Origin of the sequence: Streptomyces sp. NPDC058751, assembly GCF_042746485.1 — a bacterium.
Taxonomy (GTDB): domain Bacteria; phylum Actinomycetota; class Actinomycetes; order Streptomycetales; family Streptomycetaceae; genus Streptomyces.
Genome location: NZ_JBHYPZ010000012.1, coordinates 97,188 through 118,116, shown reverse-complemented (window position 1 = coordinate 118,116; position 20,929 = coordinate 97,188). Strand labels below are relative to the sequence as shown.

General features: G+C 72.1%; 12 protein-coding genes and 1 tRNA gene. 5 read left to right on the top strand and 8 right to left on the bottom strand.

Annotated elements, in window-relative coordinates:
* Window positions 1-25: 25 nt before the first annotated feature.
* From ACFW6B_RS14160 to ACFW6B_RS14150, 3 genes are all read right to left on the bottom strand, one after another.
* A complete protein-coding gene (locus ACFW6B_RS14160) occupies window positions 26-3,901 on the bottom strand; it encodes a Pls/PosA family non-ribosomal peptide synthetase (protein WP_386595525.1) in 3,876 nt (1,291 codons plus the stop codon).
* Between the two features lie 362 nt (window positions 3,902-4,263).
* On the bottom strand, window positions 4,264-5,268 hold the full coding sequence (locus tag ACFW6B_RS14155; RefSeq protein WP_386595523.1) for a polysaccharide deacetylase family protein: 1,005 nt from the start codon (window positions 5,266-5,268) through the stop codon (window positions 4,264-4,266).
* A gap of 33 nt (window positions 5,269-5,301) precedes the next feature.
* Window positions 5,302-6,222, bottom strand: coding sequence for a glycoside hydrolase family 11 protein (locus tag ACFW6B_RS14150; RefSeq protein ID WP_386595675.1), 921 nt, complete (start codon window positions 6,220-6,222; stop codon window positions 5,302-5,304).
* 466 nt (window positions 6,223-6,688) lie between these two features.
* On the opposite strand from ACFW6B_RS14150, the gene ACFW6B_RS14145 reads away from it, so the two are divergent.
* Entirely contained in the window at window positions 6,689-9,430 is a 2,742-nt protein-coding gene (locus ACFW6B_RS14145; RefSeq protein ID WP_386595521.1) for a pentapeptide repeat-containing protein, read from the top strand.
* Window positions 9,431-9,624: 194 nt separating this feature from the next.
* Here ACFW6B_RS14145 and ACFW6B_RS14140 read toward each other — a convergent pair.
* Window positions 9,625-9,712, bottom strand: a tRNA-Leu gene (locus tag ACFW6B_RS14140).
* Between the two features lie 142 nt (window positions 9,713-9,854).
* Here ACFW6B_RS14140 and ACFW6B_RS14135 point away from each other — a divergent pair.
* The gene (locus ACFW6B_RS14135) at window positions 9,855-11,186 is read left to right on the top strand and encodes a DUF2254 domain-containing protein (protein ID WP_386595519.1); all 1,332 of its coding nucleotides are present in this window, start codon (window positions 9,855-9,857) and stop codon (window positions 11,184-11,186) included.
* A gap of 50 nt (window positions 11,187-11,236) precedes the next feature.
* Here ACFW6B_RS14135 and ACFW6B_RS14130 read toward each other — a convergent pair whose 3' ends face one another.
* The 3 genes from ACFW6B_RS14130 to sucC form a co-directional block, all read right to left on the bottom strand.
* On the bottom strand, window positions 11,237-12,760 hold the full coding sequence (locus tag ACFW6B_RS14130; RefSeq protein ID WP_386595673.1) for an aldehyde dehydrogenase family protein: 1,524 nt from the start codon (window positions 12,758-12,760) through the stop codon (window positions 11,237-11,239).
* A 210-nt stretch (window positions 12,761-12,970) separates the two neighbouring features.
* Complete coding sequence (gene sucD, locus ACFW6B_RS14125; protein ID WP_386595517.1) at window positions 12,971-13,909, bottom strand: succinate--CoA ligase subunit alpha; 939 nt, start codon at window positions 13,907-13,909, stop codon at window positions 12,971-12,973.
* Window positions 13,910-13,920: 11 nt separating this feature from the next.
* The gene (gene sucC / locus ACFW6B_RS14120; protein WP_386595515.1) at window positions 13,921-15,051 is read right to left on the bottom strand and encodes an ADP-forming succinate--CoA ligase subunit beta; all 1,131 of its coding nucleotides are present in this window, start codon (window positions 15,049-15,051) and stop codon (window positions 13,921-13,923) included.
* Between the two features lie 166 nt (window positions 15,052-15,217).
* Here sucC and frc point away from each other — a divergent pair, with 166 nt between their 5' ends.
* From frc to ACFW6B_RS14105, 3 genes are all read left to right on the top strand, one after another.
* Window positions 15,218-16,450 carry a formyl-CoA transferase gene (gene frc, locus ACFW6B_RS14115; protein ID WP_386595513.1) on the top strand — a complete coding sequence of 411 codons (1,233 nt, stop codon included), beginning with the start codon at window positions 15,218-15,220 and terminating at the stop codon, window positions 16,448-16,450.
* 1 nt (window position 16,451) lies between these two features.
* A complete protein-coding gene (locus ACFW6B_RS14110) occupies window positions 16,452-18,599 on the top strand; it encodes an acetate--CoA ligase family protein (RefSeq protein ID WP_386595511.1) in 2,148 nt (715 codons plus the stop codon).
* Between the two features lie 123 nt (window positions 18,600-18,722).
* Complete coding sequence (locus tag ACFW6B_RS14105; protein ID WP_386595508.1) at window positions 18,723-20,111, top strand: OFA family MFS transporter; 1,389 nt, start codon at window positions 18,723-18,725, stop codon at window positions 20,109-20,111.
* Between the two features lie 98 nt (window positions 20,112-20,209).
* Here the strand turns inward: ACFW6B_RS14105 and ACFW6B_RS14100 are convergent, their stop codons facing one another.
* Window positions 20,210-20,929 carry a GntR family transcriptional regulator gene (locus ACFW6B_RS14100; protein ID WP_386595506.1) on the bottom strand — a complete coding sequence of 240 codons (720 nt, stop codon included), beginning with the start codon at window positions 20,927-20,929 and terminating at the stop codon, window positions 20,210-20,212.

Sequence of the window (20,929 nt, the reverse complement as noted above, 5' to 3'; positions counted from 1 at the left end):
TTCGTGACCGATCAGGACAATTGTGCTACGAACGCCAGGCCTCGATCGGGTTGCCCAGCCAGCGGGTGTCGTCGGGAACGGACTCCGCCGCCATCACCAGCGACGCGGGACCCAGGGTGGAACGGGCCCCGACGGTGCTGCCGGGCAGGACGATTCCGCCCGGACCCAGAGTGGCGCCCTCACGGAGAACCACAGTATCCGTCCGCAAGATCCGGTCGTGGAAGAGGTGGGTCTGCAGTACACAGCCCCGGTTGACCGTGGCCGCGTCCCCGAGCGTCACGAGGTCCGTCTCCGGCAGCCAGTAGCTCTCGATCCAGGCACCCCTGCCGATCCGGGCACCGAGCCCCCGCAGCCACATCGTCATCAGCGGCGTGCCAGGCACGGACCCCGCCAGCCACGGCACCGCGACGACCTCCACGAAGGTGTCGGCCAGCTCGTTGCGCCACACGAAACCGCTCCACAGCGGATGCTCACCCGCACGGTGCCGCCCCACCAGCAGCCACTTCGCCACGACGGAGACCAGACACCCGAGCACACCCGCCGCGAGCAGCACCACACCCGGGAACACCCACGCCCACGGCCCCAGCGCGCACAGCGCGGCGACCGTCAGCAGGGCCAGCCCCGCCGAACAGAACACCGGCACCAGCCGGCACAGCTCCACCAGACCACGCCCCCACAGCAGCCGGGCGGGCGGCTCGTACGTACGGCTCTGATCACCGCCCTGCGTCGCACGTGGCAGCTTCACCGGCGGCAGCCCCAGATACGAACTGCCCTTCTTCGCCTTCTTCGGCGTCGCCGACAGCACCCCGACCAGACCGCCGTCCGGCACACTGCGGCCCGGAGCGGTCATCCCGGAATTGCCGAGGAAGGCCCGCCGCCCGATCTCGGCCCGCCCGATGCGCATCCAGCCGCCACCGAGCTCGTACGGCGCCGTCAGCGTGTCGTCCGCCAGGAACGCGCCGTCCCCGACCGTCGTCAGACTCGGCAGCGCGAGCACGGTCGACACCTCCGCGCCCCGGCCGACCCGCATGCCGAGCAGCCGCAGCCACACCGGCGTGATCAGCCCCGCGTACAACGGGAACAGCGTCTCCCGGGCACGGTCCATCAACTGCGTGACCGTCCACGCCTGCCAGCCCACCCGGCCGTGCGTCGGATGCGTGCCCTCGCGCAGCCCGAGACTCAGCAGCCGCACCGCCACCAGGAGCAGCAGCGCGTACGCGAGACCGAACGCGAGCGTCGCCGGGACCAGGGCGAGCGCCGCCCCGCGCAGCGCCTCGCCGAGCCCGGCGTCCGCGCCCACGAACACCCCGGCCACCAGCAGCGCCGCGACGGCGGCCGGCACCGGCAGCGCGCCGAGACCGACCCCGGTCGCGCCGTACAGCACCCGCCAGACGGTGCCGCGCCGCGGCCGTTCCCCGGGCCACGCGCGCTTCGCCTTGCCGAGCTTGACCGCGGGCGCCCCGCCCCAGCGCTGCCCGGTCGGAATCTGGCCCGCCACGGCGGAACCCGGGGCGACCTCGGCGCGCTTGCCCACCCGGGACCCCGGGAACAGGATGCTGCGCGTCCCGACCACGGCCCCGGCGCCCACCTTCACCGGACCGATCTCCAGCCGGTCGCCGTCCAGCCAGTACCCCGACAGGTCCACCTCGGACTCGACGGCGGCACCCCGGCCCATCCTGAGCATGCCGGTCACCGGCGGCAGCGAGTGCAGATCCACGTCCGGACCGATCCGGGCGCCCAGGGCACGCGCGTACCGCTCCAGCCAGGACCCGGTCAGCGAGGTCGCCCCGCTGAAGGCGGCGAGCCGCTCGGCCGACCAGAGCCGCAGATGGACACTGCCGCCGCGTGGATACCGGCCGGCCTTCACCCCGCGCAGCAGCAGCCGCGCACCGCCCGCCGCGACGGCGAGCCGCCCCGGCGGGCTGTAGAGGACGAGCGCACCGGCACCCACCAGCCACCACGAGGCGCCCGGCGCCCACGGGTACGGACCGAACCGGTGCAGCACGTTGCCGAGCGCGGCCAGTACCACCGTCCAGCGCAGCCCGAGCAGGGCGAACAGCGGGACCAGCACGAGCAGCTGGACCAGCTTGGCGCGCAGCGGGACGGGGGCGATGACCCGCTCGGCGCCGTCGTCCTGGCCGGACCGCTCCAGGTGCCGGGCCAGCTTGCGCAGCACCGGCTGCTGATAGATGTCGAGCACGGCGACGCTCGGATAACGGGCGCGCAGGCGCGTCGTGAGCTGGGCGGCCGCGAGACTGCTGCCGCCGATCGCGAAGAAGTCGTCCCCGGCGCCGCCGACGGGCATGCCGAGCACCTCGCCCCACTGCTCGGCGAGCCACGCCTCCGTGCCGTACAGCTCCTCCTCGCCGCCGCCGGTCTCCAGGCCCTCCAGCGGCCAGGGCAGCGCGTTCCGGTCGACCTTGCCGGACGTGCGGGTCGGCAGGTCCTCGACCGGCGCGATCAGCGGGACCAGCGCGGCGGGCAGCCCGGCGCGCAGCTTCTCCACGGCCGCCGCCCGGTCCCAGCCCTCCTGCGTCACCACATAGCCGACGAGGAGCTGATTGCCGCCGCGCGCGGTCCGCACGGCGGCGGCGGCCCCCGCGACACCGGGCAGCGCCTGGAGCGCCGCGTCCACCTCACCGAGCTCGATCCGGCGCCCGCCGAGCTTGATCTGCTCGTCGGCCCGCCCGAGGAAGACCAGCCCCTCGGGCTCCGCCCTGACCAGGTCACCGCTGCGGTACGCCCGCTCCCAGCCCAGCGAGTCGAGCGGCGCGTACTTCTCGGCGTCCTTCTCCGCGTCGAGGTAGCGGGCGAGCCCGACCCCGCCGATCACGAGCTGGCCGCTGCCGCCCATCGGCACCGGCTCGCCCGCCTCGTCGACGACCGCGAGCTCCCAGCCGTTCAGCGGCAGCCCGATGCGGACGGGTTCCTCGCCGGTCAGCAGCGAGGCACAGGCCACCACGGTCGCCTCGGTCGGCCCGTAGGTGTTCCACACCTCCCGGCCCTCGGTCACCAGCCGCTGCGTCAGCTCGTGCGGGCACGCCTCGCCGCCGAAGATCAGCAGCCGGACCTCGTTCAGGGTCTCCGGCTCCCACAGCGCGGCGAGGGTGGGCACGGTGGAGACGACGGTGATCTCCTGCTCGACCAGCCAGGGGCCGAGGTCGGCGCCGCTGCGCACCTGCGAGCGCGGCACCGGCACCAGACAGGCCCCGTAGCGCCAGGCCAGCCACATCTCCTCGCAGGAGGCGTCGAAGGCGACGGACAGGCCCGCCATGACCCGGTCCCCGGGGCCGATCGGCTCCTCGGTCAGGAACAGGCTCGCCTCCGCGTCCACGAACGCGGCGGCGCTGCGGTGGCTCACGGCCACGCCCTTGGGCTTTCCGGTGGAACCCGAGGTGAAGATGATCCACGCGTCGTGCTCGACACCGGGCCGCCCGGCGGGGACACCGGAGCGGCCGTTCACGGTCAGCTCGTGCGCCGCGCCGACGACCGCCCGCACGCCCGCCTCGCCGAAGACCAGCCCGGCCCGCTCCTCGGGGTCCTCGGCGTCCACCGGGACGTAGGCGGCCCCGGCCGCGAGGACGGCGAGCACCGCCACGTACAGCTCGTTCGTGCCGGACGGGACCCGCACGCCGACCCGGTCGCCGAGACCGACCCCGGCCTCCGCGAGCCGTGACCGCAGAACCTCCACCTCGGCGGCCAGGGCCCGGTAGGTGAGGGAGCGCCGGCCGTCGTCGAGGGCGGGCTCGTCCGGGTACGCCCGCACGGAGGCGTCGAGGATGTCGACGAGCGTACGGGGCGAGGCGGCCGGGGCGGCGGAGAAGCGGGCCCGGTCACCGAATTCCGCCCGTACCTCGTCGTCGGACAACGCGAGCGCGGGGCTTTGCTGGAGGGCTGCCATCGGGTCCTCACGTGTCGTCCCGGATGACTCCGGGGAGCCGGCGGGCCCGCAGGTACGCCTGGGGATATTCCGGTCCAGCTCCGAACAAGCCTGGAATTTTAGTACGACGCTATCCGCAGACCTGTGGATCAGCGATGCGAGGTGCCCCGAAAGGGGTCTTTCGTTCCCTTGCGCCGATGCTGTGACGTGGGGGTATCCCAGAGTGACGAGATCTGTCCCACATCTGTCCGTGACGTCACGGACACGGTGAGCGAGGGCCCGGTCCGGTGGCCGGGGCCCTCGCCCTGACAGGCGTGAAGGCCGGCGCGACGGCTCACGGCCGCCGCGCCGGACGCGCTGTTCCTCGATGCCGTGCGGCAGCCTCAGCCCGTGCTGCAGGAGACCGTGGGCCAGGTCCAGTTGCCGTTGGCCTGGATGGTGACGCCGAAGGTGTTGCCGTTGCCGTTGGGTTTGGCGGTCAGGACCTGGGCGCTGGGGTAGCTGGCGCTGGTGTTCCAGGTCGAGAGGGCCTTCGCGGGGGACGGCACGTTCATGGTCACGGTCCAGCTGTTCGATCCGGTGACCGCGACGTTCAGGTTGTAGCGGTCGCTCCACTGCTGACCCGCGGACAGCGTGGCGGTGCACGCGCCACCGCCGCCACCACCACCTGTGCCGCCGTCGGGAGCCACGGCACGGCCGGTCTGCGGGGAGATCATCCCGGCGCACAGGCCGCGGGAGGCCAGTCCCTGCGCGATGCGCGGGATCGCGGCGACCGTGTTGGCGGGCCAGTCGTGCATGAGGATGACCTGGCCGTTGGTGAGCCGGCCCGCCGCCTGCACGATCGCGTCGGTGCTCGCGCCGTTCCAGTCCTGGGAGTCCACGTCCCAGATGATCTCGGTCAGGCCGTACTTGGCCTCGACCGACCTCACCGTCGCGTTGGTCTCTCCGTACGGCGGGCGGAACAGTTTCGGCGTACCGCCCCCGGCGCCGACGACGGCCTGCTGGGTCCGGGAGATCTCCGAGTCGATCTGCGCCTGGCTCTGCTGGACGAGGTGCGGGTGGGTGTAGCTGTGGTTGCCCACCCACATCCCCGCGTCGACCTGGGCCCGTACCTGGGCGGGGTTGGAGGCCGCGTACTGGCCCTGGTTGAACATCGTGGCCCGCAGGCCGTTCTGCCTGAGGGCGGAGAGCAGGCTCGACGTGCTGCTCGACGGTCCGTCGTCGAAGGTGAGTCCGACGTACCCGTTGCAGGCGGCGGCGCGCGCGGGTCCGGCGTCGAGGGCGAGGGGGGCGGTGACGGCCGTCGCCACGACGGCCAGCCCCGTGATCAGCGAGCGTAACGGGCCGAGTCGTCCGGATCTCGTCCGGTGTCTCGTGCGGAATCTCATGCGAAGGGGTCCTTCCGCGTCAGGGGGCGGGGGTCAGCTCGTGCTGCAGGAGACCGTGGGCCAGGTCCAGTTGCCGTTGGCCTGGATGGTGACGCCGAAGGTGTTGCCGTTGCCGTTGGGTTTGGCGGTCAGGACCTGGGCGCTGGGGTAGCTGGCGCTGGTGTTCCAGGTCGAGAGGACCTTCGCGGGGGACGGCACGTTCATGGTCACGGTCCAGTTGCTCGATCCGGTGACCGCGACGTTCAGGTTGTAGCGGTCGCTCCACTGCTGACCCGCGGACAGGGCCGCGGCACACCCGCCACCGCCACCACCGCCGCCGCCCGAGCCCGTGCCGTCCACGGTGATGTTGGAGTTCCCGCTGCTCTGGTAACCCTCGGTGGCGAGGATCATGTAGTAGTTGAAGCTGCCGAGGTTCATTCCGGCGCGGGCCCAGGCGTCGAAGTGGTTGCCGGTGGTGATGGTCCCGCCCGTCCGCTTCGACTGCCGGACGCTCCAGTACTGGTCGAAGGTGCGTGTTCCCTCGACGGAGGGCGCGTTGGTCCGTGTCGTCCGGTAGATGTCGTACGTGCCGCCGTCGGTGGTGACGGTGCCCTTGAACGTTCCCGTGGGCCGGTAGGTGCCCCAGTTGTCGACGATGTAGTACTCGACGAGCGGGTTGGCCGTCCATCCGTAGAGGGCCAGGTAGGCGTTGCCGGACGGGTTGAAGGTGCCCGAGTAGGTCACGCTCCTGCGTCCGCCGTTGCTCCAGCCCTTGCCGGCGACGAAGTTCCCGGTGTTGCGCCACGAGGTGCTGTAGTTGCCGCCGGAGCCCAGGTTCATGGACACCGTCCCGCTGCTGTCGGTCCAGAACGAGTAGTAGTACCCGTTGTCGGTGCCGGTCTGGTTCGACGTGACGACCGTGTCGGCCCGGGCGGTCCCGGGCAGGGTCATGGCGGCCACGGCGACCAGCAGCATGGTGCAGACACCGCTGATGAGCAGCCTGAGGTGGCGGAACGTCCCTGAGCGGCCGCCGTGGTGGCCCGGCGGATGTGCGGATGCGTCGGTCATGTGCGTGTTTCCTCCTCGTTCTCGTGAGGTGACGCGCTGCGATCGCCCACAGTGTTGAACTGGCCCTGTCAAGTGTCAATACTTTCGACGTCCAAGTCGAAACATTCGTTTGTGTCGGTTGCGAGAGTGGAGGGAATTCTGCCTGTTCAGGCCAGCCGATTTACTCCCTACAGGGGAGGTCGTCGTCGGATGCACCTTTGGCGTGATCATCGGGTGGCGTCGAATCTTCGAAACATTTCGAAGATTTCGCCGATCGTCTGCTCGTCCGGTCCGACCACCCGGCAGGTCGGTCGCGAGTTCGCATATCGGTGGGCCGAACAGGGGTTGCGGAGGAGAATCCGTTGATCATGTGTACGGGACGTCGGGGGTGTCGATGAACGGCAGGGTGCTGGCAGAGCGGTACCGGTTGGGTGAGGAGCTGGGCCGGGGCGCGGCGGGGGTCCTGTGGCACGGCTGGGACGAGCGGGCCGGGTGCGCGGTGGCGGTCAGGGTGCTGCCGCCCGAGTACGGCGAGCCGGACGCGCAGGAGCGGCTGTCCGCCGCAGCACGGACGCTGGGGAAGGTGCAGGACCGGCGCGTGGCGCAGGTGCTGGACCAGGGCCAGGACCCGGACGGCACGGTGTTCGTGGTGATGGAGACGGCCGGCAGCGGCTGGACGCTGGCGCGGGCCGCCGCCGACGGCCCGGCCGAGGTGGCCGCGGCGCTGAGCTGGACGTGGCAGATGTGCCAGGTGCTCAAAGCCGTGCACGCGGCCGGCCTGGTCCACCGCGGCCTCGATCCGGCGAGCGTGGTGCTCGTCCACGGCCACGTGGTGAAACTGCTGGACGCCGAGATCGCCTGGACGGTCCGCGACATCGCCCGTCGGCCGCAGCCGGCCCCGGAGGAGGACGGGGGCACGGCCGACGACCAGGCGTACACGGCGCCGGAGCAGCTGACCACGCCCGCCACCGTGGACGGACGGGCGGACCTGTACGCGCTGGGCTGCATGCTCTACCGGCTGCTCACCGGTGCGCCGCCCGCCCACGGCACACCGGACGGCCGGGTGCCGCCGCCCTCCACCCTGCGGGCCGGCCTGCCCGACGAACTCGACGGCCTGGTCCTGTACCTGATGAGCCCCGATCCCGCCCACCGGCCGGCCGACGCCACCGCCGCGGCGGACCGGGCGAACTCGGCGTGGCAGGCGTGGAACCGTGCCTGCGCCCTCGCGACACCGCCCCGGAGCGACACCGCGCGAGCACCCGTCCCGGCGGACCTGCGGGAGATGGATCGCCTGGGCGAGCTGACCGGCGAGCTCCGGTACCACGAGTACGACGACCCGCGTCTGCCGCGGATCCGCGAACTGCGTCAACTCGTCGAAGACCTGGCCCGGTTCCCCGGCGGCCCCCTCCGGCACGCGGATCTCCACAGGCTTCCCCTGAGCGGCGCGCGACTCGGCCAGGCGGACCTCGCCGACGCGGACCTGACCGAAACGTGTCTGGACCGCGTCGACCTCACCGGTGCGAAACTGCTCCGCGCGACGCTGCACGGTGCGTCCCTGTCGCAGTCGGGTCTGCGCGGGGCGGACCTGGCCGACGCGGACCTGACCGGCGCGTGCCTGCACGGGGCGGACCTTGTCCACGCGAGCCTGCGCGACGCGGACCTGGCCGACGCGAGCCTGACGCGCGCGGACCTCCAGCACGCGGACCTGACCGAGGCGGGCCTGGTCGGCGCCTGCCTGACCGGTGCGAACCTGAGCCGTGCCGACCTGACCTCCGCATACGCGAGCGGATCGCGCCTGAGCCGCGCGGACCTGACCGAGGCGAACCTGACCGGCGCACACCTGACCGAAGCGGACCTGACCGGCGCGGACCTGAGCCGTGCCGACCTGACCTCCGCGAACGCGAGCGGATCGCGCATGAACCGCGTGACGCTGACCGACGCCAACCTGACCGGCACACACCTGGAGCGCGCGAACCTGGCCGACGCGGACCTGACCCGTGTGACGCTGACCGGCGCGGACCTGACCCGTGTGACGCTGACCGGCGCGAGGCTGGAGCAGGCAGATCTGACCGGCGCGAGGCTGGAGCACGCGAACCTCACCGGCGCGGACCTGACCCGTGCGACGCTGACCGGCGCGAGGCTGGAGCACGCGAACCTCACCGGCGCGGACCTGACCCGTGTGACGCTGACCGGCGCGAGGCTGGAGCAGGCGGACCTGACCGGCGCGGAGCTGGAGCACGCGAACCTCACCGGCGCGAAACTGGCATCCGCGACCCTCTCCGGCGCCGGCCTGCGCGAAGCGACCCTGACCAACACGGACCTGGCCGGCGCGGACCTCCAGCGCGTGGACCTGAGCACGACGCGCCTGCGCCACGTGGACCTGACCGGCGCGAACCTGACCGACGCGGACCTGCGCAAATCCGTCCTGGCCAACTCGTTCCTCGGCAAGGCGACGCTGACCGAAGCGGACCTGACCGGCGCCGAGCTGACCAACACGGACCTGACCGGCGCCACCCTGCCCCGGGCACGCCTGCGCCACACGGTCCTGACCCGCGCGAACCTGATCGACGCGGACCTGAATTCCGCGGACCTGGAACACGCGAACCTGTTCGGCGCGGACCTGACCCGCGCGGACCTGGCCTTCGCGGACCTGACCCGCGCTGAGCTGAGCTGCGCGACCCTGAGCTGCGCGACCCTGATCAACGCGACCCTGATCAACGCGAAACTGGGCAACGCCAAGCTGGAGAACGCGAAGCTGGAGAACGCGACCCTGGTCGAGGCGGACCTGGCCCGCGCGAATCTGGCCTTCGCGGACCTGGCCCGCGCGAACCTGGCCCGCGCGAACCTGACCGGCGCGAACCTGGCCCGAGCGCAGCTGTACGGCACCTACCTGACCCACGCGAAGCTGGAGCAGGCGGATTTGACCGGCGCGAAGCTGGAGCACGCGAACCTGAGCGGCGCGAACCTGCGCGGAGCCGACCTCACCGGCGCGAACCTGACCTACGCGGACCTGAGCGGCGCGGACCTGCGCGGAGCCGACCTCACCGACGCGGACCTGGCCGACGCGCGGTGGTCGCCCCACACGCAGTGGCCCGCCGCCGAGCCCGGCACGGCTCGTTCCGAACTGGATTCGTGACCGGTGCGACCAGAAGGAGCGTGACCAAGAGGAGCGGGTGCGGCCCCGCGATGTGTCACCCGGTACGCCGATCCGCATCGGCGTGCCGGGGATCCGCCCGGCTGCCGGTCACGTGGCCGGTCACGCCGTGTACCGAATACGCCTACCGAATGCGCCGAGAAACAGAAAGACCCCAGATCGACTGGGGTCTTCGCTGGTGTCCGAGGGGGGACTTGAACCCCCACGCCCGATAAAGGGCACTAGCACCTCAAGCTAGCGCGTCTGCCATTCCGCCACCCGGACAAGGTGTCTGCCGCCTGGCCGGGGGTGTTCCCCGCGGCGACATGGACAACAATACCAAGGTTTCGGAGTGCCTTTCACCTGCGTATCCGGGCTCCCGGAGCGGGTCCGTGGAGCGAGGTCGGGGTGCGCCTACAGTCTCACCATGGGTGACTGGATGACTGCCGGCGGTCTGCGGGAAGGGCGACGGCCCAGGGCTCTGTCGCCGTTGCGGGAGCATCTGCGGGACACGTTCTGGTTCGCGCCCACCGCGGCCATGGTGCTGGTCTTCGTGGTGTGGGCGGTGGCGACGGAGATCGACACCGCGATCGTCGACTCGCTGCGCGAGGCACGCGACTACGACACCATCGACGACCTCCTGCGTCTGGCGGACGACGCGAAGGCCGTGGTGACCGTGGTGAGCTCGGCGATGATGACCTTCATCGGCGTGGTCTTCAGCATCTCGCTGGTCGCCGTGCAGATGGCGAGCGGGCAGTTCACCCCGCGCGTGGTGCGGATCTTCGTGCGCAGCCGGATCACCAAGGCCACCTTCGCCGTCTTCCTCGCCACGTTCCTGCTGTCGCTCCTCGTGCTGACCTCGTACGAGGGACAGGCCGAGGCGATGTACGTGACCTCGGTCCCCCTGGTCCAGTCGGTGCTGACGCTCACGATGCTGGGGCTGAGCCTGCTGCTCTTCGTCCTGTACGTGAACCAGACCCTACGGCTCATGCGCATCAGCCATGTCATCGACCGCATCACCCGCGAGGCGTTCAAGGTCGTCGCGCGCATGCCCGCGGCCCGCTCGACCGGCGAGGAGGAGACGCTCGGGCCCGAGACCGCCCGCCTCGCCCATCACGGGCGGGCCGGCGTGCTGCGGGACGTGAACATCGCCCGGCTGGTGGGGGCGGCCCGGCGGGAAGGTGTCGTACTGAGGCTGATCCCGCGGATCGGGGACTTCGTCGTACCGGGCACACCGCTGTTCGCCGTGCACGAGGGCCCCGCCCCGGCGGGACGGTCACTGGGTCACACCGTGTCCGTCGGGGTGGACCGCACCTTCCACCAGGACTTCGCGTTCGGGCTGCGCCAGCTCGCCGACATCGGGCTGCGGGCGCTGTCGGCCGCGGTGAACGACCCGACCACGGCCGTGCAGGCGGTCGACCGCATCGTGCAGTTCCTGGCCGCCGTCGCCGGCCGGCCCCTCGACACGGTCCTGCACCGCGACCGGCACGGCACCGTGCGGCTGGTGCAGCCCGTGCCGGGCTGGACGGAGCTGGTCGATCTGGGGTTCGCGGAGATCCGCGGCTGCGCGGTGGGCACCCCTCAGGTCACCCGGCGCCTCGTCGCAGGACTCGACGATCTCGCCGCGATCGCTCCCGCGGACCGCCTCGGTCCCCTGCTCCGCCACCGCGCCCTGCTCGTCGAGGCCGTGGAGCGCTCGGTCCCCGAGCCCTCCGACCGCGCCTTCGCACTGCACCCGGACCGGCAGGGCATCGGATAGCCGCGCGGGCCGCCGGGCCGCCGGGCTCACGGGCTTCGGGGCCGCCGGGCTCAAGGCATCAGGTGGTGGTCCGGGAAGTTCCCCGGCAGCCGCTCCCCCGCCGGGCCCCGGGTCACGGCTCGCACCAGGAGCTCCCCGCCCACGAACGCTCCGCGCCACGACGCCCCGAAGCCGCCGAACAGTTCGTCGCGGTCGCCGCGGGAGCGGGGCCTGCCGTGGCCGACCTTGAAGGCGCGGATCTGGGGGGCCAGCCGGGCGTACGTCGTCTCGTCGTCCGTGGACAGCGTGGCGACCAGCGCGCCGTTCGACGCGTTCATTGCGGCGAGCAGTTCGGCCTCGGTGTCGACCAGGACGATGGTGTCGACCGGGCCGAAGGGTTCCGCGTGGTGCAGCGGGGAGGAGGGGGGCGGGCCCAGGAGCGTGACGGGCTGGACGTACGCCGCCGTGTCCTGGCCGGGCAGGAAGCGGGCGTCGGACGGACTGCCGCGGTACAGCGGGACCGCGCCCCGGTCGATGGCCTCGGTGACCTGGTCGTTCAGCTCCTTGGCCTTGGCCGCGTTGATGACCGGGCCGAAGTCGAGCGACGGGTACGGGTCACCGGGCCGCTCGACGGCCAGCGGGTGACCGGTGCGCAGGGTGGCGACCGCCGGCAGGTACGCGGCGAGGAAGTCGTCGAACAGCGCGCGCTGGACGACGAAGCGCGGGTAGGCGGTGCAGCGCTGCTTTCCGTAGTCGAAGAGCTTCGGGACGACCGCCGTCAGCGCGTCCCAGTCGCTGAAGTTCCACACGCCCCAGGTGTTGAGCCCCTCCTGTTCGAGGACGTGGCGCTTGCCGAGGTCGGCGACGGCGGTGGCCACCGCGGCGCCGGTGTCCCGGCCGCCGACGAAGGACACGCAGCCGATCTCGGGCGCGCGCACGAGCGCCTCCGACAGCTCGCCCCCGCTGCCGCTGACCAGGGTGAGGGGGATGCCTTCGCGCACGGCGAGCGCGCAGGCCAGGGTGAGACAGGCGACACCGCCGTCGGTCGGGGTCTTGGCGACGACCGCGTTGCCCGCCAGGGCCTGCACCAGCATGGCGTGGACGAGCACGCTCATCGGGTAGTTCCAGCTCGCGATGTTGGAGACGGGCCCGTCGAGCGGGGTCCGGCCCTCCACCATGGGTTCGATGCCGTCGACGTACCAGCGCACGCCGTCGATCGCGCGGTCCACGTCGGCCCGGGCGAGCCGCCAGGGCTTGCCGATCTCCCAGACGAGCAGGAGGGCGAGCAGTTCCCGGTGTTCGGTGAGGGCGTCGAGGGCCGCCGCCACGCGGGCCCGGCGTTCGGTCAGGGGCACGTGGCGCCAGGCGCGGTGCTGGTCGAGCGAGGCGCGGACGGCCTCCCGGGCGGTGGCGCCGTCGAGCCGGGGCGGTCCCGCGACGGGGCCGCCGTCGACGGGGCTGGTGGCGGGCAGGACCCGGCCGTCGGTCCGCCAGCCGGAGTTCCAGAGGTTGAGCACCCGGTCGTCGCGGAACGCCTCGGGGGCGACGGCGAGGGACCGCCGCCAGGCGTCGGCCCAGGACGTGCCGGCCTTCAGGACGAGGGGGGCGGGAGCGTGGGGGCCGGGGCGGCGCGGCGCGGGAGGGGTGGGGTCGTGTGCTGTCACGGGTGTCTCCGCTCTCGGTGCACAGTCGGGGGCGGGGGCCCGGCCCTGCCGGACGGCAGTTCGTACGGGCCCTCGCGAACGGTCGTCGCGTACGTACGGGGAAGGCGGTGGGGCCGGGCGGACCCCGGCAGTCACCTCGGGTCAACCATGGGTGACATCGCTCGGGACCGCCCGCTCCGCCAGTCGCGCGAGGACCAGCCGTGCCGTCTCGGCCGGGGTCTCGCCGACCCGCACCCCGGCCGCCTCCAGGGCCTTCTTCTTGGCCTCCGCGGTGCCCGAGGAGCCGGAGACGATGGCGCCGGCGTGCCCCATGGTCCGGCCCTCGGGGGCGGTGAACCCGGCGATGTAGCCGACGACGGGCTTGGTGACGTGATCGCGCACGTACGCGGCCGCCCGTTCCTCGGCGTCGCCGCCGATCTCCCCGATGAGGACGATCAGCTCGGTGTCGGGGTCCTTCTCGAAGGCCGCCAGGCAGTCGATGTGGGAGGTGCCGACGACGGGGTCCCCGCCGATGCCCACACAGGTCGAGAAGCCGGCGTCCCTCAGTTCGTGCATGAGCTGGTAGGTGAGGGTGCCGGACTTCGAGACCAGGCCGATCGGTCCGGACCCGGTGATGTCGGCGGGGACGATGCCCGCGTTCGACCGTCCGGGGGAGACGATGCCGGGGCAGTTCGGCCCGATGACGCGGGTGCCCCGGGCGGCGGCGTACGAGCAGAAGGCGACCGAGTCGTGGACGGGGACGCCCTCGGTGATGACGACGACGAGTGCGATGCCGGCGTCGGCGGCCTCCAGCACGGCCGCGCGGGCGAAGGCGGGCGGCACGAACACGACGCTCACGTCGGCTCCCGTCGCCGCGGTCCCCTCGCGCACCGATCCGAAGACGGGGACGGACCGCGGTTCGACGCCCCCGCCCCCGGGGCCGGGGGCGTCGAACCCGACGGTCAGACCGGCCTTGCGCGGATTGACGCCGCCGACGACGTCCGTGCCGGCGGCGAGCATGCGCCGGGTGTGCCGCATGCCCTCGGCACCGGTCATGCCCTGGACGAGGACCTTGGAGTCCTCGGTGAGAAAGACGGCCATGTCCCGCTCCTTCAGCTGCTGTGGGCCAGTCGGGCGGCCAGGCGGGCGGCGGCGTCCATGGTGGCGGCCTGGTGCACCAGCGGGTGCGCCAGGGCGTCGAGGACGGCGCGGCCCCGGGCCGCGTTGTTGCCGTCGAGCCTGACCACGATCGGTTTGGTGGGCCGTACCTCGTCCAGGGCCCGCACGATGCCGTCGGCGACCGCGTCGCAGGCGGTGATGCCGCCGAAGACGTTGACGAGGACGGACTTCACACCGGGGTCGGACAGGACGACGGACAGTCCGTCGGACATGACCCGCGCGGAGGCCCCGCCGCCGATGTCGAGGAAGTCGGCGGGGCGGGCGCCGCTGGCGGCGACCACGTCGAGCGTCGACATGACGAGGCCCGCGCCGTTGCCGATGACACCGACCTCGCCGTCGAGCTTCACGTAGTTGAGGCCCTTGGCGGCGGCCTCGGCCTCCAGCGGGTCATCGTGCGAGGTCTCCTGGTCCGCCCAACGGGCTTGCCGGTAGCGGGCGTTGTCGTCGAGCGTGACCTTGCCGTCCAGGGCCACGAGCTGCCCCTGGACGGTGCGGACGAGGGGGTTCACCTCGACGAGGAGGGCGTCCTCGCGGGTGAGCACCTGCCAGAGCCTGACGAGGACGTCGGCGGTGCGCGGCGGCAGTCCGGCCGCCCGGGCGATCTCGGCGGCCTTCTCCGGGGTGACGCCCTCCGCGGGGTCCACGGGGACGCGCGCCACCGCCTCCGGCCGGGCCGCCGCGACCTCCTCGATCTCGGTGCCGCCCTCGGCGGAGGCGATCGCGAGGAAGCGTCCGGCGGCGCGGTCGAGGACGTACGAGACGTAGAACTCGCTCTCGATGTCGACGGGCCGGGCGAGCATGACGGTGCGGACCGGATGGCCCTTGATGGTCATGGAGAGGATCTCGCGTGCCGTGCGTTCGGCGGCGTCGGGGTCCTCGGCGAGCCGCACTCCGCCGGCCTTGCCGCGCCCGCCGGTCTTGACCTGGGCCTTGACGACGGCCCGGCCGCCGAGCCGGCGGGCGATGGCGCGCGCGGCGCCGGGCGAGTCGGCGACCTCGGCGCGCGGCACCAAGATGCCGTGTTCCTCGAAGAGTTGACGTGCCTGATGTTCGTACAGGTCCACGTTCCGGCTCCTGTCCTGAAAGTGGTGCACGACCCCTGGACATCACCCATCGGATGCGGGATAACCATCTTCATACAGTATTCGTCGACTGTATGCAATGTACCGAACCTGACCCACCCGCCGCCGCACCGGGGCGGATCGAGGCAACGGACAAGTGAGGTGACCTGTGACGACCAAGGCTCTCGAAGGCATCCGGGTCCTGGACATGACGCACGTTCAGTCCGGCCCGTCGGCGACCCAGTTGATGGCATGGCTCGGTGCCGACGTGGTCAAACTCGAGGCGCCGAGCGGTGACATCACCCGCACCCAGCTGCGGGACATCCCGGACGCCGACTCGCTCTACTTCACCATGCTCAACAGCAACAAGCGCAGCATCACCCTCAACACCAAGACCGAGCGCGGCAAACAGCTCCTGACCGAGCTGATCCGCCGCTCCGACGTCATGGTGGAGAACTTCGGCCCCGGGGCGGTCGACCGCATGGGCTTCACCTGGGACCGCATCCGCGAGATCAACCCGCGGATCGTCTACGCCTCCATCAAGGGCTTCGGGGACGGCCCCTACACCGACTTCAAGGCGTACGAGGTGGTCGCGCAGGCCATGGGCGGCTCCATGGCCACCACCGGGTTCGAGGACGGCCCGCCGATGGCGACAGGCGCCCAGATCGGCGACTCGGGAACCGGCGTCCACGCCGTCGCCGCCGTCCTCGCCGCGCTCCTCCAGCGCACCCGCACCGGACGCGGCCAGCGCGTCAACGTGGCCATGCAGCACGCCGTCCTCAACCTGTGCCGGGTCAAGCTGCGCGACCAGCAGCGCCTGGCCCACGGGCCGCTCGCCGAGTACCCCAACGACGACTTCGGCGACGAGGTCCCCCGCTCGGGCAACGCCTCCGGCGGCGGACAGCCCGGCTGGGCCGTCAAGTGCGCGCCCGGCGGCCCCAACGACTACGTCTACGTCATCGTCCAGCCCGCCGGCTGGAAACCGCTCACCCGGCTGATCGGCCGCCCCGAACTGGCCGACGACCCCGGCTGGTCCACCCCGGGGGCCCGGCTGCCGAGGCTCGCCAAGATGTTCCAGCTCATCGAGGAATGGACCACGACATTGCCCAAATGGCAGGTGCTGGAGAAGCTCAACGCCGAGAGCATCCCGTGCGGACCGATCCTGTCCACCAAGGAGATCATCGAGGACGCCTCGCTCGCCGCCAACGACATGGTCGTCGAGGTCGCGCACCCCGAGCGCGGCTCCTACGTCACCGTCGGCAGCCCGCTCAAGCTCTCCGACTCCCCCGTCGACATCACCGCCTCCCCGCTGCTCGGTGAGCACAACGAGGAGATCTACGTCGGCGAACTCGGCCTCGGCGACGAGGAACTGCGCCTTCTCAGGTCGGGCGGGGTGATCTGAGGTGGCGGACCTGGACCGGGTGGCGCGGGTACGGGCGCTCCTCGACGGCGTACGGCGCGAGGGGCGCACCGCGCTGACGGCGCCCGAGGGCAGGCAGGTCGCCGACGCCTACGGGATCGCCGTCCCGGGCGAGGAGTTCGCCCGGGACGAGGACGAGGCCGCGGCCCACGCGGAACGCTTCGGCAAGCCCGTGGTGATGAAGATCGTCTCCCCCGACATCCTGCACAAGACCGACGCGGGCGGGGTGCTGGTGGGTGTCGAGGGGGAAGCGGACGTACGGGCCGCCTTCCGGACGCTCCTCGACAACGCCCGCGCCTACGACCCCCGCGCCCGGATCGACGGCGTGCAGGTGCAGGAACTGGTCCCGCCGGGGCAGGAGGTCATCGTCGGCGCGGTGACCGACCCGACGTTCGGGAAGGTCGTCGCCTTCGGGCTCGGCGGTGTCCTCGTCGAAGTGCTGAAGGACGTCACCTTCCGGCTCGCGCCCGTCGGCACGGACGAGGCGCTGTCGATGCTCGACTCGATCCGCTCGGCCGAGGTCCTGCGCGGGGTGCGCGGCGGCCCGGCGGTGGACCGGACGGCCCTCGCCGAGCAGATCCGGCGGGTCTCCGAACTCGTCACGGACTTCCCCGAGATCGCCGAGGTGGACCTCAACCCGGTGATCGCGGCCCCGCGGGGCGCGCTCGCGGCGGACGTCCGCGTGATCCTCGGCGGGAGCGCCCCGCCCGCGCGGCGCCGGTACACCCGGGACGAGATCCTCGCGTCCATGGACCGGCTGATGCGGCCGCGGTCGATCGCCGTGATCGGCGCGTCCGACGTCCCCGGCAAGATCGGCCACGCGGTACTGCGCAACCTTCTCGACGGGGGCTTCGCGGGCGAGATCCACCCGGTGAACCCCAAGGCCGACGACATCCAGGGGCGCAAGGCCTACGCGAGCGTCACGGACATCCCCGGCGAGGTGGACGTCGCGGTGTTCGCCGTCCCCGCCCGGGCGGTGCCACGGGTCCTGGAGGAGGTGGGGCGCAAGAACGTCCCCAACGCCGTCCTGATCCCTTCCGGGTTCGCGGAGACCGGCGAACAGGCGCTCCAGGACGAGATCACCGCCATCGGGGAGCGGTACGGCATCCGGCTGCTCGGCCCGAACATCTACGGCTACTACTCGACCTGGCAGGACGTGTGCGCCACGTTCTGCACGCCGTACGACGTGAAGGGCGGTGTCGCGCTCTCCTCGCAGTCCGGCGGCATCGGCATGGCCGTCCTGGGGTTCGCCCGGGCCACGAACACGGGTGTCTCGGCGATCGTCGGGCTCGGCAACAAGGCGGACCTGGACGAGGACGACCTGCTCACCTGGTTCGGCGAGGACCCGCACACCCGGTGCGTGGCGATGCACCTGGAGGACCTGAAGGACGGGCGCGCCTTCGTGGAGGCGGCCCGCGCCACCGTCCCGAAGAAGCCCGTCGTCGTCCTGAAGGCGGGGCGGACCGCCGCCGGCGCGCGGGCCGCGGGCTCGCACACCGGGGCACTCGCGGGCGACGACGCCGTGTACGACGACGTCCTCCGGCAGGCCGGGGTCATCAGGGCTCCCGGGCTGAACGACATGCTGGAGTACGCGCGCGCCCTGCCGGTGCTGCCCGCCCCCCGGGGCGACAACGTCGTGATCATCACCGGCGCGGGCGGCAGCGGCGTCCTGCTGTCGGACGCGGTGACCGACAACGGGCTGTCCCTGATGGAGATCCCGCCGGATCTCGACGCCGCCTTCCGGGAGTTCATCCCGCCCTTCGGGGCGGCGGGCAACCCGGTGGACATCACGGGCGGCGAGCCGCCGTCGACGTACGAGGCGACGATCCGGCTCGGCCTGGAGGACCCGCGCGTCCACGCGCTCGTCCTCGGCTACTGGCACACGATCGTGACCCCTCCCATGGTCTTCGCCGAGCTCACCGCCCGCGTGGTGGCCGAGTTCCGCGAACGCGGCGTCGAGAAGCCCGTGGTGGCCTCGCTCGCGGGAGACGTCGAGGTCGAGGAGGCGTGCCGGTACCTGTACGAGCGGGGGGTCGTGGCCTACCCGTACACCACCGAGATGCCGGTGGCCGTCCTCGGCGCGAAGTACCGCTGGGCACGTGCGGCCGGCTTGTTGGGGGGTCGTCCATGACATGAGGACGCGCGGGGGCGGCCGAGGGTGCGCGTCGGCCGCCCCCGGGACCCGTGAGCGCACGAAAGGCATGTGGCAGGGGGCGCTGACCAGATCTTTCGACGCGAGGGGACCTCGATCGACATGACAACCACCGGCTACTCGACATCGGTGACTCACCAGGAGGTGAGGGACCGGAACGGACGCGTGTACCGCGTCGGCGAGACCGACATCGACATCATGGGCCGCGGACGGGCCTGGATGGTCTTCCTGCCCTGGGCGGGCATGCTGGGCATCAGTTCCGCCGAGTACGCGTTCACCTCGGCGGAGGACACGCTGCACGAGGCTCATCTGTGGAGCAGCGGACACATCTTCTGGCTGATGGGCGTCTGGGTGTTCTTCCAGGCGGCCGTGGCCTTCCCGGCCGGGCAACTGCGCGAGAGCGGCAGGCTCCCCGCCCGTACGGCGATGCTGCTGGGCGCGCTCGGCACCCTGCTCGGCTACGTGTCCCTGGCGTTCGCGCCGCACGTCGTGGTCGCCTATCTCGGCTTCGGCATGTGCAGCGGCATCGGAGCGGGTCTCGTCTACGCGACCTGCGTGAACATGGTCGGCAAGTGGTACCCGGAGCGCAAGGGCGGCAAGACGGGCTTCGTCAACGGCGGCTTCGCCTACGGGTCCGTGCCCTTCGTCTTCCTGTTCACCTCGTACATGGACCTCGGCAACTACCGGGGCGTCCTGGTGGGCGTCGGTCTGCTCTGCTGCGCCGTGGTCGCGGCGGCCGGCTGGTTCTTCAAGGACCCGCCGAAGGGCTGGTGGCCGCCGGACGTGGACCCGCTGAAGGTGTCGGACGACCCCAAGATCCGGCGGGCGCTGGAGAAGAACCCGCCGGCTGCGAAGCAGTACACCCCGAAGGAGGCCGCGCGTACCCCTGTTCTGTGGATGATGTGGTTCTGTCTGCTGTGCACCGCCGGGATCAACATCTTCGGCATCGCCTTCCAGGTCCCCTTCGGCAAGGACATGGGCTTCGCGGGCGGGATCGTGGCCACCGCGATGTCGCTGAAGGCCATCGTCAACGGCACCGGGCGCGGGGTCATCGGCTGGATCTCCGACCGCGTCGGGCGTCGCCACACGCTGATCATCGTGTGTCTGGTGCTGGGTACGGCCCAGTTCGGCGTGCTGGTCTCGGGCCAGATGGGCAGCATGCCGTTCTTCCTGTTCTGCTCCATGGTCTCCGGCTTCGGCGGCGGCGCGATCTTCCCGCTGTTCGCGGCCATGACCGCGGACTACTTCGGTGAGAACAACAACGCCTCCAACTACGGGATGGTCTACAGCTCGAAGCTGATCTCGGGCCTCGTGGGCTCCGGCATGGGCGCGGTCGTCGTCGGCGCGTGGGACTACGAGGGCGCCTTCGTGCTCGCCGGGTGCATCGGTCTGGCGTCCGCCGTACTGGCCCTGTTCCTCAGGTCGCCGGACCGGCCCGCGGCCCGTGGCGTCGTCCCCAATCCGCACCCGCTCGGCGAGGAGACGGCCTGATCCGGCCGGGGGACGACCTGATGCCGGCGGCCCTCCCCGTGGCCTGACGGGGAGGGCCGCCTGTCACCTTCTGCACCGGCTCCCGGGCACGGACGGCGTCAGTCCGCCGACGGGCCCTGACGCGGTCCGGGCCCGTCGGCGGGCCGCTTCGCGCGGTCGTGGTACATCTGCCGGGTGTGCTCCGTGTGCGCCCGCATGACCGCGGTGGCCCGCCGGCCGTCGCGCTCCGCTATCGCGGCGATCAGTTCGCGGTGCTCGGTCCAGGACTGCCGCCCGCGCTGCCGGGCCACCGGTGTGTAGTACCAGCGGACCCGGCGGTCGACCTGCGCGGCGAGCTCGGCGAGGACCTTGTTGCCGGCGAGTTCCATGACCTTGGCGTGCAGCCGCGCGTTGGTGGCGACCGCGGCGTCGACGTCGTCGGCGGCGACCGCCCGCTCGCCCTCGGCGCACAGCTCCTCGAGCGCGCTGACGGCGGCGGGACCCGCGTTGGCCGCGGCGAGCCGGGCCGCCTCGGCCTCCAGGAGCGTACGGACCGTGAGGAGCTGGTCGGCCTCCTCCTCGGTCGGCTCGTGCACGAACGCACCCTGGGCGGGCCGCAGATCGACCCAGCCCTCGGTGCTCAGCCGCTGCAGGGCCTCGCGCACCGGCTGCCGGGACACGCCGAGATGGCCGGCGAGTTCGCTCTCGACGAGGTGTTGGCCCGGCTGGAGGGCGCGGGTGGTGATGAGTTCGAGCAGCGCCTCGTAGACACGGTCACGGAGCGGGCCGGGCCGTTCGAGCCTGGGTACCGCTCCCTGGGGCAGGCCTGTCGACAACAT

Bases quoted from the DNA above. Each gene is read 5' to 3' on its own strand.
- ACFW6B_RS14160 (WP_386595525.1), bottom strand. From the start codon at position 3,901: ATGGCAGCCCTCCAGCAAAGCCCCGCGCTCGCGTTGTCCGACGACGAG.
- ACFW6B_RS14155 (WP_386595523.1), bottom strand. From the start codon at position 5,268: ATGAGATTCCGCACGAGACACCGGACGAGATCCGGACGACTCGGCCCG.
- ACFW6B_RS14150 (WP_386595675.1), bottom strand. From the start codon at position 6,222: ATGCTGCTGGTCGCCGTGGCCGCCATGACCCTGCCCGGGACCGCCCGG.
- ACFW6B_RS14145 (WP_386595521.1), top strand. From the start codon at position 6,689: ATGAACGGCAGGGTGCTGGCAGAGCGGTACCGGTTGGGTGAGGAGCTG.
- ACFW6B_RS14135 (WP_386595519.1), top strand. From the start codon at position 9,855: ATGGGTGACTGGATGACTGCCGGCGGTCTGCGGGAAGGGCGACGGCCC.
- sucD (WP_386595517.1), bottom strand. From the start codon at position 13,909: ATGGCCGTCTTTCTCACCGAGGACTCCAAGGTCCTCGTCCAGGGCATG.
- ACFW6B_RS14105 (WP_386595508.1), top strand. From the start codon at position 18,723: ATGACAACCACCGGCTACTCGACATCGGTGACTCACCAGGAGGTGAGG.
- ACFW6B_RS14100 (WP_386595506.1), bottom strand. From the start codon at position 20,929: ATGTTGTCGACAGGCCTGCCCCAGGGAGCGGTACCCAGGCTCGAACGG.